Origin of the sequence: Pedobacter puniceum, assembly GCF_009674685.1 — a bacterium.
Classification (GTDB): Bacteria; Bacteroidota; Bacteroidia; order Sphingobacteriales; family Sphingobacteriaceae; genus Pseudopedobacter; species Pseudopedobacter puniceum.
This window is the reverse complement of sequence record NZ_WKJI01000003.1, coordinates 274,477-289,641: the sequence shown is the minus strand read 5'-3', so window position 1 is coordinate 289,641 and position 15,165 is coordinate 274,477. Positions and strand designations below refer to the sequence as shown.

At 34.8% G+C, this 15,165-nt stretch carries 14 protein-coding genes; 9 read left to right on the top strand and 5 right to left on the bottom strand.

Going from position 1 to position 15,165, the window contains the following annotated elements; translation table 11 throughout:
• Nucleotides 1-3: 3 nt before the first annotated feature.
• From ilvN to leuB, 8 genes are all read left to right on the top strand, one after another.
• Entirely contained in the window at nucleotides 4-606 is a 603-nt protein-coding gene (gene ilvN / locus GJJ64_RS12635) for an acetolactate synthase small subunit (protein WP_026903843.1), read from the top strand.
• Between the two features lie 141 nt (nucleotides 607-747).
• A complete protein-coding gene (ilvC, locus tag GJJ64_RS12630; RefSeq protein ID WP_026903844.1) occupies nucleotides 748-2,229 on the top strand; it encodes a ketol-acid reductoisomerase in 1,482 nt (493 codons plus the stop codon).
• 68 nt (nucleotides 2,230-2,297) lie between these two features.
• Complete coding sequence (locus GJJ64_RS12625) at nucleotides 2,298-3,812, top strand: ATP-binding cassette domain-containing protein (RefSeq protein WP_154288140.1); 1,515 nt, start codon at nucleotides 2,298-2,300, stop codon at nucleotides 3,810-3,812.
• A 63-nt stretch (nucleotides 3,813-3,875) separates the two neighbouring features.
• Nucleotides 3,876-5,381 (top strand): 2-isopropylmalate synthase, encoded by a 1,506-nt coding sequence (locus tag GJJ64_RS12620; protein WP_154288139.1) that lies wholly within the window; start codon nucleotides 3,876-3,878, stop codon nucleotides 5,379-5,381.
• A 70-nt stretch (nucleotides 5,382-5,451) separates the two neighbouring features.
• Complete coding sequence (leuC, locus tag GJJ64_RS12615; protein ID WP_154288138.1) at nucleotides 5,452-6,861, top strand: 3-isopropylmalate dehydratase large subunit; 1,410 nt, start codon at nucleotides 5,452-5,454, stop codon at nucleotides 6,859-6,861.
• An 81-nt stretch (nucleotides 6,862-6,942) separates the two neighbouring features.
• On the top strand, nucleotides 6,943-7,539 hold the full coding sequence (gene leuD, locus GJJ64_RS12610) for a 3-isopropylmalate dehydratase small subunit (protein ID WP_154288137.1): 597 nt from the start codon (nucleotides 6,943-6,945) through the stop codon (nucleotides 7,537-7,539).
• A gap of 111 nt (nucleotides 7,540-7,650) precedes the next feature.
• Nucleotides 7,651-9,168, top strand: coding sequence for an alpha-isopropylmalate synthase regulatory domain-containing protein (locus tag GJJ64_RS12605; protein WP_154288136.1), 1,518 nt, complete (start codon nucleotides 7,651-7,653; stop codon nucleotides 9,166-9,168).
• A 94-nt stretch (nucleotides 9,169-9,262) separates the two neighbouring features.
• Nucleotides 9,263-10,321 (top strand): 3-isopropylmalate dehydrogenase, encoded by a 1,059-nt coding sequence (gene leuB / locus GJJ64_RS12600; protein ID WP_154288135.1) that lies wholly within the window; start codon nucleotides 9,263-9,265, stop codon nucleotides 10,319-10,321.
• Between the two features lie 231 nt (nucleotides 10,322-10,552).
• Here leuB and GJJ64_RS12595 read toward each other — a convergent pair whose 3' ends face one another.
• Entirely contained in the window at nucleotides 10,553-10,960 is a 408-nt protein-coding gene (locus GJJ64_RS12595) for a hypothetical protein (RefSeq protein WP_154288134.1), read from the bottom strand.
• Between the two features lie 180 nt (nucleotides 10,961-11,140).
• Between GJJ64_RS12595 and GJJ64_RS12590 the strand changes: the two genes are divergently transcribed.
• On the top strand, nucleotides 11,141-11,722 hold the full coding sequence (locus GJJ64_RS12590; RefSeq protein ID WP_154288133.1) for an REP-associated tyrosine transposase: 582 nt from the start codon (nucleotides 11,141-11,143) through the stop codon (nucleotides 11,720-11,722).
• 164 nt (nucleotides 11,723-11,886) lie between these two features.
• Here the strand turns inward: GJJ64_RS12590 and GJJ64_RS12585 are convergent, their stop codons facing one another.
• The 4 genes from GJJ64_RS12585 to GJJ64_RS12570 form a co-directional block, all read right to left on the bottom strand.
• A complete protein-coding gene (locus tag GJJ64_RS12585) occupies nucleotides 11,887-12,858 on the bottom strand; it encodes an ABC transporter ATP-binding protein (protein ID WP_154288132.1) in 972 nt (323 codons plus the stop codon).
• Between the two features lie 108 nt (nucleotides 12,859-12,966).
• The gene (locus GJJ64_RS12580; RefSeq protein WP_154288131.1) at nucleotides 12,967-13,782 is read right to left on the bottom strand and encodes an outer membrane beta-barrel protein; all 816 of its coding nucleotides are present in this window, start codon (nucleotides 13,780-13,782) and stop codon (nucleotides 12,967-12,969) included.
• 6 nt (nucleotides 13,783-13,788) lie between these two features.
• Entirely contained in the window at nucleotides 13,789-14,550 is a 762-nt protein-coding gene (locus GJJ64_RS12575; RefSeq protein WP_154288130.1) for a hypothetical protein, read from the bottom strand.
• Nucleotides 14,531-15,103, bottom strand: coding sequence for an RNA polymerase sigma factor (locus GJJ64_RS12570; RefSeq protein WP_154288129.1), 573 nt, complete (start codon nucleotides 15,101-15,103; stop codon nucleotides 14,531-14,533). Before GJJ64_RS12570 ends, GJJ64_RS12575 begins: the two co-directional genes overlap by 20 nt.
• Between the last annotated feature and the right edge of the window lie 62 nt (nucleotides 15,104-15,165).

Here is a 15,165-nt window from a genome sequence, read left to right as displayed (position 1 = left end):
ATCATGGAATCAAAATTAGAAAAGAAGGAATTTAACATCACTGTTTATACCGAAAACCAGGTTGGTTTACTGAGCAGGATAGCAATTATATTTAGTAGAAGAAAACTGAATATTGAAAGCTTAAATACATCCCCTTCAGAGGTAGAAAGTATTCACCGTTTTAACATCGTGATAAACGAAACAGAAGAGGTGGTAAGAAAAGTTGCTCGTCAGTTAGAAAAGCAAGTTGAAGTATTAAAAGTATACTACAATACCAATGAAGATGTTATCTGGCAAGAGCTTGCACTTTACAAAGTACCTACAGAAATTATTGCAGAGCATGTTAGTGTAGAGCGTTTATTACGTGAATATGGTGCAAGAGCCGTGGTTATCCGTAAAGATTACACCGTTTTTGAAACTACTGGACATAGAGAAGAAACTGATGCTTTAGTGGTTGTATTGCAACAATATGGTTTAATAGAGTTTGTAAGAAGTGCCCGTGTAGCTATTATAAAAGCTAGCGATGGTTTCCATACCAAACTTAAACAATTTGAAAATCGCGAACCAGGAGAGCCAGCTGCAGAGAATGAATACCTGAACAATGGCGATAAGGTCTTTACGATGTAGTTTAACGTCGGCAGACCGAGGTCAGAAGACTAAAGTCATAAGAATTAATTAAAAAAATAGAAACAATAAACAAACATATATAAAGAACGAATTTGGCTCTAGTCTACAGACTTCCAACTTCGGACATAAAAACAAAAAACAATGGCAAATTATTTTAATACTTTACCCCTTAGAGAAAAACTAAACCAATTAGGCGTTTGTGAATTCATGGATAATGCAGAGTTTGCAGATGGAGTAAATGCTTTAAAAGGGAAAAAGATTGTAGTTGTAGGTTGCGGTGCACAAGGCTTAAACCAAGGTTTAAATTTAAGAGATAGCGGCTTAGATGTAAGCTATACCTTACGTAAAGAAGCAATTGAAGGTAAACGTGATTCATGGAAAAATGCTACAGAAAACAACTTTAAAGTTGGTACTTACGAAGAATTAATTCCTTCTGCAGATGTAGTAGTTAACCTTACACCAGACAAGCAACATACTGCTGTTGTTAATGCTATTATGCCTTTAATGAAACAAGGTTCTACCCTATTATATTCTCACGGTTTTAACATTGTTGAAGAAGGCATGCAAATCCGTAAAGATATTACCGTTATTATGGTGGCACCTAAATGCCCTGGTAGCGAGGTAAGAGCAGAATATGTAAGAGGTTTTGGAGTACCTACTTTAATCGCAGTGCACCCAGAAAATGATCCGGAAGGAAAAGGTTTAGCACAAGCAAAAGCTTATTGTGTAGGTACTGGCGGCCACAGAGCTGGTGTATTAAAATCATCTTTTGTTGCTGAAGTAAAATCAGATTTAATGGGCGAGCAAACTATACTTTGTGGTTTGTTACAAACTGGTTCTATTCTTTCTTTTGATAAAATGATTGAAAAAGGTATTGATGCTGGTTATGCTTCTAAATTGGTACAATATGGTGTTGAAGTTATCACTGAAGCTTTAAAACATGGTGGCGTTTCTGGTATGATGGATCGTTTAAGTAATGTTGCTAAAATTAAAGCTTTTGAAGTTTCTGAAGAGTTAAAAGACATTATGCGTCCTTTATTCCAAAAGCACCAAGATGATATTATGAGTGGCGAGTTTAGCCGTATCATGATGGAAGATTGGGCAAATGGAGACAAAAACTTATTAGCTTGGAGAGCAGAGACAGGTGAAACTGCCTTTGAAAAAACTCCTGCCGGAGATGTTAAAATTGGCGAGCAAGAATACTTTGATAACTATTTATTAATGGTTGCTTTTGTTAGAGCAGGTGTTGAATTGGCTTTTGAAACTATGGTTGAGGCTGGTATTAAACCGGAATCTGCTTATTATGAGTCTTTACACGAAACTCCGCTGATTGCAAATACCATTGCTCGTAAAAAATTATTCGAAATGAACCGTGTAATTTCTGATACTGCTGAGTACGGTTGCTATTTATTTGACCAAGCTTGTAAGCCTTTATTAGCCGATTTCATGAAGAAAGTTGATACAGACTTAGTAGGTAAAAACTTTAACGAAGGAAAAGATGGTTCTGTAGATAACAGAAGATTAGTAGAAATCAATGAAATTTTACGTAGCCACCAAGTAGAAGTTGTAGGTGTAAAATTGCGTAAAGCAATGACAGCTATGAAAGCTATTAAAACTGCTTAAGTAAATAATATAAGGAAAATACCCAAATCTCCTCTCTCAATGGAGAGGAGATTTTAAGGGTTAAATTTATGTCACAACCAGTCGTCCATATCAACAATTTAAACTTGCAATATCAGCAAATGCTGGTGTTATCAGATTTGAATTGGACTATCCTTTCTGGAGAAAACTGGTTATTAGGCGGGAATAGTGGCAACGGAAAAACGTCCTTAGGCAAAGTTATAGCTGGCTTATTACCTGCATCTGGAAACATCAAAATCACTTTTAACGATACAAGTAAATTACCCGCAAAAGTTTTGTTTGTAGAAAGCTGGTATCAATTTAAAAATTTAGAAGGTGTTGCTAATTTTTACTATCAGCAACGCTATACAAGCCAACAGGCTAAAGAAACTTTAACTGTAAAAGCAGAACTAGCTTATTACGCTAAAGAATATCACTTAAATATTGCTGATGTTGAACCTATCTTAAATAGATTAGACTTTACATCTTTACAAAACTCGCAACTTATAGAGCTTTCTAGTGGCGAGCATAAAAAATTACAACTGGTTAAAGCTTTGTGGTTAAAACCTCAAGTGCTTATTATAGACCAACCTTATACAGGTTTAGATTTAAAATCGAGAAAAAACCTAAATCTTCTTTTAGATGAAACTGCATCGGCAGGGGTAACGTTAATCTTAATCAGTAATGATGATGATTTACCATCGTCTATCAATCGTTTTGCTACCATTGTAAACAAAAAATTGGTAGCCGTAAATACAAAAACTGATTTACAGCAATTCATCCCTCTAAGGGAAAATAAAACAATACCAGCTTTTTTAAGAACATCGCCTGTTTATAGCTCGCAGCAAATAGCTAAAATGGAGAACATCCAAATTAGTTATGGAGAAAAACAAGTGCTAAAAAATATCAACTGGGAAGTTAAAGCTGGTGAAAAATGGCTGCTACAAGGACATAATGGTTCTGGTAAATCAACTTTATTAAGCTTAATAAACGGAGATCATCCACAATCTTATGCCAATACCTTGTATTTATTTGGTAATAAAAGAGGTAGCGGAGAAAGTATCTGGGATATTAAACAACATATTGGCTTAATTTCTCCAGAATTTCATTGGTATTTTGATGCATCAGCTACGGTATGGGAAAGTATTGCTTCTGGCCTTTATGACTCGGTAGGTTTATTTAGACAGCTCCCTTATTCTAAAAGTATTTTAGTAGATGAGTTAGTTGAATATTTTGGTTTAACCGAAGAAAAAAACAGACTTTTAAACACCTTGCCTTTAGGTACACAAAGATTGGTTTTACTGGCTAGAACCATCATTAAAAACCCAGAATTACTTATTCTGGATGAGCCTTGCCAAGGTTTAGATAAACAACAAACCAAACATTTTAACCAATTGGTAGATGAGCTTTGCAGTAATGGTATGACTTTAATTTACGTTGGTCATTTTGAATCTCAATTACCCAACTGCTTAGAAAAAAAGATTGTTTTGGAGAACGGAGAAGTTATCCTGATAGAAGATTTAAAAACAGATAAAGCATATAAACAGCTTAAAGATTATGCATTAAACTTTGAGCCATCATTATAAAAAGAATAAAAAAATGAACTCATTTACCCCTTAAACAAGCGTAAATGAAGCTAACAAAAGAATATGTTACACGACCCGAATAGAATTTACATTTTCGACACTACTTTAAGAGACGGTGAACAGGTACCTGGTTGTCAATTAACAACATCAGAAAAGATAGAGATTGCAAAAGAATTAGAAATCTTAGGTGTTGATGTTATTGAGGCTGGTTTCCCAATTTCAAGCCCAGGAGATTTCCAAAGTGTTGTTGAGCTATCTAAAGCTGTAAAAGATCCTATTATTTGTGCTTTAACAAGAGCCAATACAAAGGATATTGATGCTGCTGTAGAATCTTTAAAACATGCCAAAAGACCAAGAATACATACAGGAATTGGCGCATCAGACATGCATATCAAATACAAATTTAACAGTACCCGTGAAGATATTCTGGAGCGTGGTGTTGCAGCAGTAAAATATGCCAAAAAGTTTGTAGAAGATATTGAGTTTTATGCAGAAGATGCTGGAAGAGCAGATGTAGTTTTTCTTGCACAAATGATAGAGGCTGTAATTGCAGCCGGTGCTACGGTAGTTAATATACCAGATACTAATGGCTATTGCTTACCAGACCAGTATGGCTCTAAAATTCGTTTCCTGAAAGAGAATGTTAAAAATATAGATCAAGCTATAATTTCTGTACACTGCCATAATGATTTAGGTTTGGCAACAGCAAACTCTATTGCTGGTATCCAAAACGGAGCTCGCCAAGTAGAATGTACTATAAATGGTATTGGAGAAAGAGCCGGTAACACTTCTTTAGAAGAAGTTGCTATGATATTAAAAACCCATCAATTAGGTTATTATACCAATATCAATAGCAAAAAATTCTATGAGCTAAGCGGAATGGTTAGTCGTATGATGCGTATGCCAGTACAGCCAAACAAAGCTATTGTTGGTAAAAATGCATTTGCACATAGTTCGGGTATCCATCAAGATGGTGTTTTAAAATTCAGAGAGAATTATGAAATCATCAATCCGGAAGATGTGGGTATAGACCAATCAGAGATTATCTTAACCGCAAGAAGTGGTCGTCATGCGCTTAAACACCATTTAGAGCGTTTAGGATATGTTATAGAAAAAATAAACTTAGATGAAGTTTACGAGCGTTTTTTAGTACTTGCTGATAGTAAAAAAGAAATCAAAGATGACGACTTATTACTTTTAATGGGCGATGGTACAGAACGTAACTATAAAGATGGTATCACCATAAAATTATTACAGGTGATGTGTGGTGATCCATTAATTCCTACCGCTATGGTAAAGCTAGAAATTCATGAAAAAGTATATGAAGCTGTAGCATCAGGAAATGGTCCGGTAGACGCGACCATTAAAGCTATGGATAGCATCATTAAAAAAGAAGTTACTTTAAAAGAGTTCCATATAGATGCGATACATGGTGGAAGCCATGATATTAGTAAAGTAAATATGAGGGTAAAATATGGCGATAAATATTATGCAGGTTACGGTTTCAGTTCAGATATCGTAAAAGCATCTGCAAATGCTTATTTAGATGCTATAAATAAATTTATATAAAATTTAAATTTGCCTTATCGAGATTATTGATAAGGCTTTAAGATTAGAAAACAAATAAAATTATAATAAGATGAGCAAGACATTGTTTGACAAAGTGTGGGATAAACATGTGGTTCGCAAGATAGAAGGCGGTCCGGATGTTTTATTTATCGATCGTCATTTAATCCATGAAGTAACTAGCCCGGTAGCTTTCTTAGGATTAAAAACCAGAGGTATTAAAGTTTTATATCCTGAACGTACTTTTGCTACGGCAGATCATAACACGCCTACTATTAACCAACATTTACCAGTTGCAGATCCATTATCAGCTAATCAGCTGAAAGCTTTAGAGGCTAACTCTAAAGAATATGGTATTTCTCACTGGGGTTTAGGTCATCAAAAAAATGGTATTGTTCACGTAGTTGGACCAGAGTACGGTATTACTCAACCAGGTGCAACTATTGTTTGTGGCGACTCGCATACTTCCACACATGGTGCTTTTGGTGCTATCGCTTTTGGTATAGGTACATCTGAAGTAGAAATGGTACTTTCTACACAATGTATCATGCAACCAAAACCAAAGAAAATGAGAATCACCATCAACGGTACTTTAAGCAAAGGTGTTACGCCTAAAGACGTTGCTTTATTCATCATCTCTAAATTAACTACCTCTGGCGCCACTGGTTATTTTGTGGAGTATGCTGGTGAAGTTTTCGAGAAAATGAGTATGGAAGGCCGTATGACCGTATGTAACCTAAGTATAGAAATGGGTGCTCGTGGTGGTATGATAGCTCCAGATGAAACTACTTTCAATTATATCCAAGGTCGTGAGTTTACACCAAAAGGTGCAGCTTGGGATAAAGCAATGGAATATTGGAAAACCCTTAAAACAGATGCTGATGCAGTATTTGATAAAGAGTTAGCTTATAATGCTTCTGAAATTGAACCTATGATTACTTATGGTACCAACCCTGGTATGGGTATTGGTATTTCTAACCAAATCCCTGATGCTGAGCAAGTAGAAGGTGGTGTAGAAACTTATGAAAAATCTTTAAACTATATGGGTTTCAATGAAGGCGATTCTATGATAGGCAAACCTGTTGATTATGTTTTCGTAGGAAGCTGTACTAATGGTAGAATAGAAGATTTCAGAGCTTTTGCATCAGTTGTAAAAGGAAGAAAAAAAGCAGAAAATGTAACCGTTTGGTTAGTACCAGGCTCTCATATTGTTGAGTCTCAAATAAAAGAAGAAGGTATTTTAGATATTTTAACTGAGGCTGGTTTTACACTACGCCAACCAGGTTGTTCTGCTTGTTTAGCTATGAATGATGATAAAATTCCTGCAGGTAAATATGCAGTAAGTACATCAAACAGAAACTTTGAAGGCCGTCAAGGACCAGGTTCTAGAACCATGCTTGCAAGCCCACTAGTAGCAGCTGCGGCAGCGGTTACAGGTAAAGTAACAGACCCTAGAGAATTAATTGAAGAATTAGTTGGTTAGATGATTAGGTTGTTAGTTGGTTCGCTAAGTTTAATCTAACAAACTAAAAACTAACAAACCAATAAACTAAAAACAAATAAAATGGCATACGATAAATTTAACATATTAAAAAGCAGTGCAGTTCCACTTTCTATAGAGAATGTTGATACTGACCAAATTATACCAGCTCGTTTCTTAAAAGCTACAGAACGTGTAGGCTTTGGTGATAACCTATTTAGAGATTGGAGATATAATCCAGATAATACTCCTAAACCAGATTTTGTACTTAATAACCCAACTTACAGCGGTAAAATTTTAGTAGGTGGTAAAAACTTTGGTTCAGGTTCATCAAGAGAGCATGCTGCTTGGGCTGTTTACGATTATGGCTTTAGAGCGGTTGTTTCTAGCTTCTTTGCAGATATTTTTAAAAATAACTGTTTAAATATTGGTGTTTTACCGGTACAGGTTAGTCCAGAGTTTTTAGATAAAATATTTAAAGCTATTGCGGCAAACCCTAAAACAGAATTAGAAATTAATCTTCCGGCACAAACCATTACTTTAACTACAACCGGAGAGCAAGAAAGCTTCGATATTAGCTCATACAAAAAAGAAAATATGATGAACGGTTTTGATGATATTGATTATCTACAAAACATAAAATCAGAAATTCAGGAATTTGCTACGCAACTTCCATTATAACAACAGACTGTTTTTAATAAACTTATTTAAAACACATCTTCTAAAAAAATAGAAGGTGTGTTTTCTAAAATAGATTTATAGAAATAACAATCATCAACAAATAACATTTACATGGTAAAAAGGAAAATAGAAATAATGGATACAACACTCCGTGATGGTGAACAAACCTCGGGAGTTTCATTTTCCGCCTCTGAAAAGCTTACAATTGCCCAGCTATTACTGGAGGAACTACATGTAGACAGAGTTGAAATTGCTTCTGCCCGTGTTTCAGATGGAGAATTTCAAGCTGTAAAAACCATCATGGATTGGGCAAGCCAAAACGGTTACACCAATCGTATAGAAGTACTTTCTTTTGTTGATAATGGGGTATCTATCAATTGGATGCTAAATGCTGGTGTTAAAGTTCAGAATTTACTTACCAAAGGTTCTTTAAATCATTTAACACATCAACTTAAAAAAACTGCTGAGCAACATTTTGAAGAAATTGCTGCAGTTATAGCTTTGGCTACTCAAAACCAAATAGAAACCAATGTTTATTTAGAAGATTGGAGTAATGGCATGCGTAATTCTAAAGACTATGTTTTCCAGTTTTTAGACTTTCTTGGCCAGCAATCTGTAAAAAGGGTGCTTCTACCAGATACTTTAGGTGTTTTAACGCCTTCAGAAACGTATGAATATATTGCCGAATTAAAATCAAAATACCCTAAAGTTCATTTTGATTTTCATGCTCATAATGATTACGATTTAAGTACCGCCAACGTTCTGGAAGCTGTAAAAGCAGGTATAGATGGCTTACATTTAACCGTAAATGGTATGGGTGAAAGAGCCGGAAATGCACCAATGGCAAGTGCTGTAGCTGTTATTAACGATTTTCTGCCAGAGGTAAAAATCTCATTAAAAGAATCTTCTATTTTTAAAGTGAGCAAACTGGTAGAAACATTTTCGGGCATCAGAATACCTGCAAATAAACCTATTGTTGGCGACAATGTATTTACCCAAACCGCTGGTATCCATGCTGATGGCGACAATAAAAACAATCTTTATTTTAACGATTTATTACCAGAAAGATTTGGCAGAAAACGTACTTACGCTTTAGGTAAAACATCGGGCAAAGCCAACATTGAAAAAAACCTTCAAGAATTAGGTTTAAAACTTAATGATGAAGATTTAAAAAAGGTTACCCAACGCGTTATAGAACTTGGAGATAAAAAGGAAACGGTTACTAAAGAAGACCTTCCTTATATCATTTCTGATGTTCTAGATAGTAAGCTGTATGAAGAAAAAGTTACTGTACAATCATACGTTCTAACACATGCTAAAGGTTTACGTCCGTCTGCAACCATTTCAGTTTCAATAGAAGGAGAGCATTTTGAAGAAAATGCACAAGGCGATGGACAGTTTGATGCCTTTATGAATGCTTTAAATAAGGTATATGCTAAAAAGAAATTGCACTTACCAAAATTGATAGATTATGCTGTAAGAATTGCGCCAGGAAGTGATTCTGATGCACTTTGTGAGGCCATTATTACTTGGGAAACTGATAAAAAAAGCTTTAAAACACGCGGTTTAGACTCAGACCAAACCGTATGTGCCATTAAAGCAACACAAAAAATGTTAAATATCATCTAGGTGGTTAGGTTGTTAGTTTGTTAGAACTCTTGAAAACGGATATAAAACAATCTAACCAACTAACAAACTAGAAACGAACAAACTAAATAAAAATATGAAATTAAATATCGCCCTTTTAGCGGGAGACGGAATTGGGCCTGAGGTTGTAGACCAGGCTGTTAAAGTAGTAAATGCTGTTGCTACAAAGTTTAACCACGAAATCAATTGGACATCTGCTTTAACAGGTGCTTGCGCTATTGATGAGTGCGGAGAGCCTTATCCAGATAGCACACACGAAGTTTGTATGGCTGCTGATGCTGTTTTATTTGGCGCTATTGGCCATCCAAAATACGATAATGACCCTAAAGCAAAAGTTCGCCCAGAGCAAGGTTTATTAAAAATGCGTCAGAAATTAGGCTTATTTGCAAACGTTCGTCCTACTTTTACATTCCCTTCTTTAATAGACAACTCGCCGTTAAAAAGAGAGCGCATAGAAGGTACAGATTTAATTATTTTACGTGAGCTAACTGGCGGAATTTACTTTGGTGAAAGAGGTAGAAAAGACGATGGCAACACCGCTTTTGACACTTGTACATACACCAGAGCAGAAATTCAGCGTTTAGCTAAATTAGGCTTTGAAATAGCCATGACACGTAGCAAAAAATTATGCTGTGTGGATAAAGCAAACGTACTAGAAAGCTCTCGTTTATGGAGAGAAACCGTACAGGATATGGAAAAAGATTATCCAGAAGTAACCGTTAGTTACGAGTTTGTTGATGCCGTAGCTATGCGTTTAGTACAGTGGCCAAACTCTTACGATGTTTTAATTACCGAAAACCTTTTTGGAGATATTTTAACAGATGAGGCCTCTGTAATTTCAGGTTCTATGGGCTTAATGCCATCAGCGTCTAAAGGCTTACATACTTCATTGTACGAGCCTATTCACGGTTCTTACCCACAAGCAGCCGGAAAAGACATTGCAAACCCATTGGCAACCGTTTTATCTGCCGCTATGATGTTTGAAGACGCTTTCGGCTTACACGCAGAAGCAGCAGCTATTAGAGACGTAGTTAATAAATCTTTAGCAGAAGGCGTAGTAACAGAAGATTTAGCCGGAACTAATAAAGCTTACAAAACCAGCGAAGTTGGCGATTGGTTAGCTAAAAACGTATAAAAAATCTAAAGAAAGCAGCTCCAAAAATTGGGGCTGTTTTTTTTGAAAAGCAGTTGCGTCATTATTTTTGTCCCGCTAGTCCCGTTTTCCACTATATCCCTCCACTCCCGATGGTCGTTTTGGGGATGCCGTTTCAACCGGGTTTAAATGGCAAAGGCAGTAGTTATTAAATAACGATGAAATTGTTAAACCAAATGAAGCACTCGTTGCAAACGAGCGCAAGCTCTAGCACTAAGAGATAATTCTCTTCTGAATTTCTCCCCAATAAGAATAACTTTTTGACAATACTTTGTAATGAATCAAATTGTCTTTATTAATTACCTCATCTATTAATTCTTGAACATCTTCATTACCGCTTAAATTTAAATATCTAACATCCTTCAAAAGTTGCCTAAAGTCTACATAGTAATTATCAGATTTTATCTTTAACAAATAAATTTCCTTTGCAACTCTTAAATAACATATCCTTCTATGAAAATCATCATAATGAGATACATCTATCTGAAACACTTCATTAAATTTTAATAATGCTTTTAAATCGTCATCAGATTTAAACAGCTCAAGATTTATCTTATCTAATCTCAAAATTAGTTCTATCAAATTATATTGATTCTCTGTTGTTAATTTATGAATCCTCATTCTTCAAAATTAAATACTATAATTATTAGTTCCTAAATTAAAATATTAATATTAAAATATTAACTATAACTTCTAATTAACATTAAAATCTCTCCCCTTGCGCTCGTTTGCAACGAGTGCTTAAAATGGGCTTTCGATTTCATCGAATTTTCAATAAATTTAGATACTAAAATCAAACCTATGTCGCATCAATACCGTGTAAGAACGCAAGATCTAATCCATTTTATAACTTTTACAGTTGTAGATTGGGTAGATATATTTATTAGACCAGTCTATAAAAAAATCATCATCAACTCTTTAAAATACGCACAAGAAAATAAAGGATTAGAACTGTATGCGTGGTGCTTAATGACTAACCATTTACACCTGCTAGTTTCTATTAAAGAGCCTTTATTATTATCAGACTTTGTTAGAGATTTTAAAAAATTCACTAATAAAGAAATCATCAAGATAATGGAGACAGAGCATGAAAGTAGAAGAGATTGGATGTTATACCGCTTTAGTTACCACGCTAAGTTTAATAATAGGATAAAAGATTATAAAGTTTGGCAAGATGGCTATCATGCTATTGAATGTTTCAATCATCATACCCTAGCTCAAAAACTAGATTATATACACAACAATCCCGTAAAAGCTGAAATTGTAGATTTACCTGAAGAATATTTATACAGCTCTGCAAAAAACTACTTAAATGAAAAAGGTCTTTTAGATGTTATAAAAGTTGATACTAGCTTTAGTGATTTTTATGAAATAACGATTTAATCGTTAAACCAATTAAGCACTCGTTACAAACGAGCGCAAGAAAAAGATGCCGTTTCAACCGGGTTTAGGTGGCAAAGGCAGTACTTATTAAATAACGATGAAATCGTTAAACCAGATGAAGCACTCGTTGCAAACGAGCGCAAAAGTTGAGATCGTAAAAAAACCTATGAATCTAGTTTCATCAGCTTTTTAAAAGCGATATTTACTTCATCTCCTTTGGATAAGGATATAAAATCAAAATCGTAAGATAAGATGGTTTTATCTTCAATTATATATTCTACTTCTTGATACAAGCTTCCAAAATGAACTGATTTTACTTTAGCAGTCATCCCATCTTGATTTACAAAAACATCTTGCGGATAAACAGCATATTTACCATCCTCTAGAAAGGATAAACCTTCCAAAATATTGGCTTTACCAATGAGCTGAGCTACATAAGCATGCTGTGGTTGGTGATAAATATCCTGAGGTTTACCCTCTCTAACTACTTTTCCGTCTTTTATAATCACCAATTTATCTGATAGTGATAAACCATCACTAGGGTCATGAGAAACCATAATGACTGTTATCTTCAAAAAACGAGCTAAGCGCTCTATATCATCTCTTAATTGCTTCTTTAAAATAGTATCAACCTGACTAAAAGGTTCATCTAACAACAATACCCTAGGCTCTGTAATTACAGCTCTTGCTATGGCAACACGTTGCTGCTCGCCACCGCTCAGCTCCACAATTTTTTTATACGCTAAATGGTCTATCCTCAAAAACTCCATGGTTTGCATGGTTAAATCTCTTTTAACTTCTAAATCTGTATTAGAAAGTAAAGAAGATATATTATCATAAACCCTAGCATAAAGATTTAAGGTAACTTCTTGTGTAACCATTTTCATTTCATCATGGCCAGGTATCAGCTTTTCTGTGGGCCCGAGTACGCGTTTACCTTCAAAAAGAATTTCGCCTTTTTGCGGTATCAAATAACCATAAATTAACTTTAATAAAGTTGTTTTACCACTGCCGCTCTCTCCCACAATACTTATAATTTCACCTTCATTAATTTCTAGATTAATTCCCGAAACGCCAGAATGAGCCGTATCTGTAAAGTTTTTATAGATATTATGAACAGTTATTAAAGGAGCCATATTCTTGATTACTCGGTAAATATAACCATCGCATCGGTAAAAAAAAGAATTAAACAAAAAGCCCCGCAACAATTACGGGGCTTTACATACACATCATTTTATTAAAGGTTAGAATCCGAAGGTTAATCCGAATGAAAGATTTTTATAGCCTTCTAAACCAGGAGCTGTATTATCTGCAAATACATCATTAAAGTAGTATTTAAAGAATAAACCGGCACCACCATAACCTAATCTAACATTAGCTCCGTATCTAAATTGGGTAAAGTTATAATCGTCTTTAACTTTAATTTTCTCACCACCATTAGTCTTTTGTTTCACTTTACCATCTATTAAGAAACCAACTTCTGGCCCGGCAACTAAAGAAAATCTCTTTCCATCTTTACCTTGATTGCTTCTATATTCAAAATATAAAGGTACTCTTACATATCTGCTAGAAAATCTATTCTTCTTTAGATTAGTTTCTGATGAAGGATCAGCGATTAAAACTGCTGCATCTGGTCTAATTGTTACATCTCTTTCTAATCTGATATGGTTCCAATCTATACCTCCGGCCAAAGCAACTTTGAAATTAGAATTAAATCTTACACCAAATTGTAGTAAATCAAAACCAACGGTATGAGTTTTCCATGTATTATTTTCTAAGAAACCATAACTAGAAGGAAAACCAAAATCACTACCGTTATGATATTTACTTAAACCAATGTCAAAATGCTCGATATTTAATCCAAAGCTTACTTTTGGAAAACTACCTTTATTATCTTTCTTGGTAGAATCTGTTTTACCTATATGGATATTTACACCCTCTTTACTGATTTCTACCTGGGCGTTTTTTTCTTTCTTTACAACGATAGAATCTGTTGCTTGTGCCTGCGCCAACTGGGCGAAGGAAAACATTGTACAAGCTATAAGTATTAATTGTTTCATGATTTTTTAGTCTTTTTTATATTTGAAGAGTCCTAGATTAATTCCTGTTATTTCAATATCGCTTTCTTCTGTTTTACTGATTTTTAGCACTTTATTTTCTCTCTTATCTACTTTAGCGATAACAAAGTTCACCAAATCTCCAACAGATCTTATTCTTTCTGGCTGGCTGCTGTCTTCATCTTTACTGCTTAATGAAGAGAACATAGTTGATTTAATTTTATTAGTTTTTGCTGCGTTTTCTTCTTCAAGAAGCATCAGTTCTGTCACTGTAATTCTTTTTACAGGCTCTGTACGTGTAGCTACAAACTCTTGTTCTGGCTGGGTTTCAGGCTTGTCTATTTGTGTTGAAGCTATAAAACTCTCCTCTTCTTGTGTATTACTTTCTTCTATTGTTTTTGGTTTTACCTCCTGAGCTACACGACTAAAATTATCTACCTTATTATCAACAGGTTGATTACGAGAAATAACTTCTTCACGCTTTCTAGCTGCATTATTTTGAGCGATAACCATATCACCTTCTTCAACAGTTGGCTTTCCTTTTAGCATGATTTGCTCTTGTGGCTTATTCCATAAAAGTAAACCTAAGCCAAAAACTACTATTACACTTGCTGCTGCCATCCATAGAAAAGGAACTTTTCTGTGCTGCATTGGCTTAACAGATAGTTGTTCTTCTATTTTAGACCAACTTGAAACTGATGGCTCTACTTCATAATCTGTAAATTTAGATTTGAATAAAAGATCCAATTCTTTATCCGACATTGGTTCCATAACTGTTTCCCTCCATTTTTAAAATTTGTTCTCTTAATATCGCTCTGGCTCTACTGAGTTGAGATTTTGAGGCTCCTTCAGTAATGCCAAGCTCATTTGCTATTTCTTTGTGCGAGTATCCTTCTATTGCATACATGTTAAATACCAATCTGTAACCGTCAGAAAGATTTCTAATCAACTTCATTAAGTCTGCAATATTTAATCTACTCATATCAAACGCTGTTGATGCTTGGTGATCATGTGTTTCATCTATATCAACAACATTTAAACTTCTTAAATTTTTGCGGTAAACTTCTATAGAAGTATTTACCATAATTCTTCTTATCCAACCTTCAAACGAACCTTCTCCGCGGTAAGCGTTTATATTTCTAAACACCTTTACAAAAGCAGTTTGCATCATGTCTTCTGCTTCAAACTGATCTTTGGCGTAGCGCATACAAACACCTAGCATTTTGGATGACATCATCTTATAGAGTAACTCTTGATAACGTCGTTCGCCTGCTTGGCATCCTTGAATAATTTCTTCTTGAGAGTATTTGTGCTGCAAATTCATCGTGTTATATGAGGTAGATGATGAATTTGTAATATTGGTTGCATGAGGGTTTAATTTTTTTT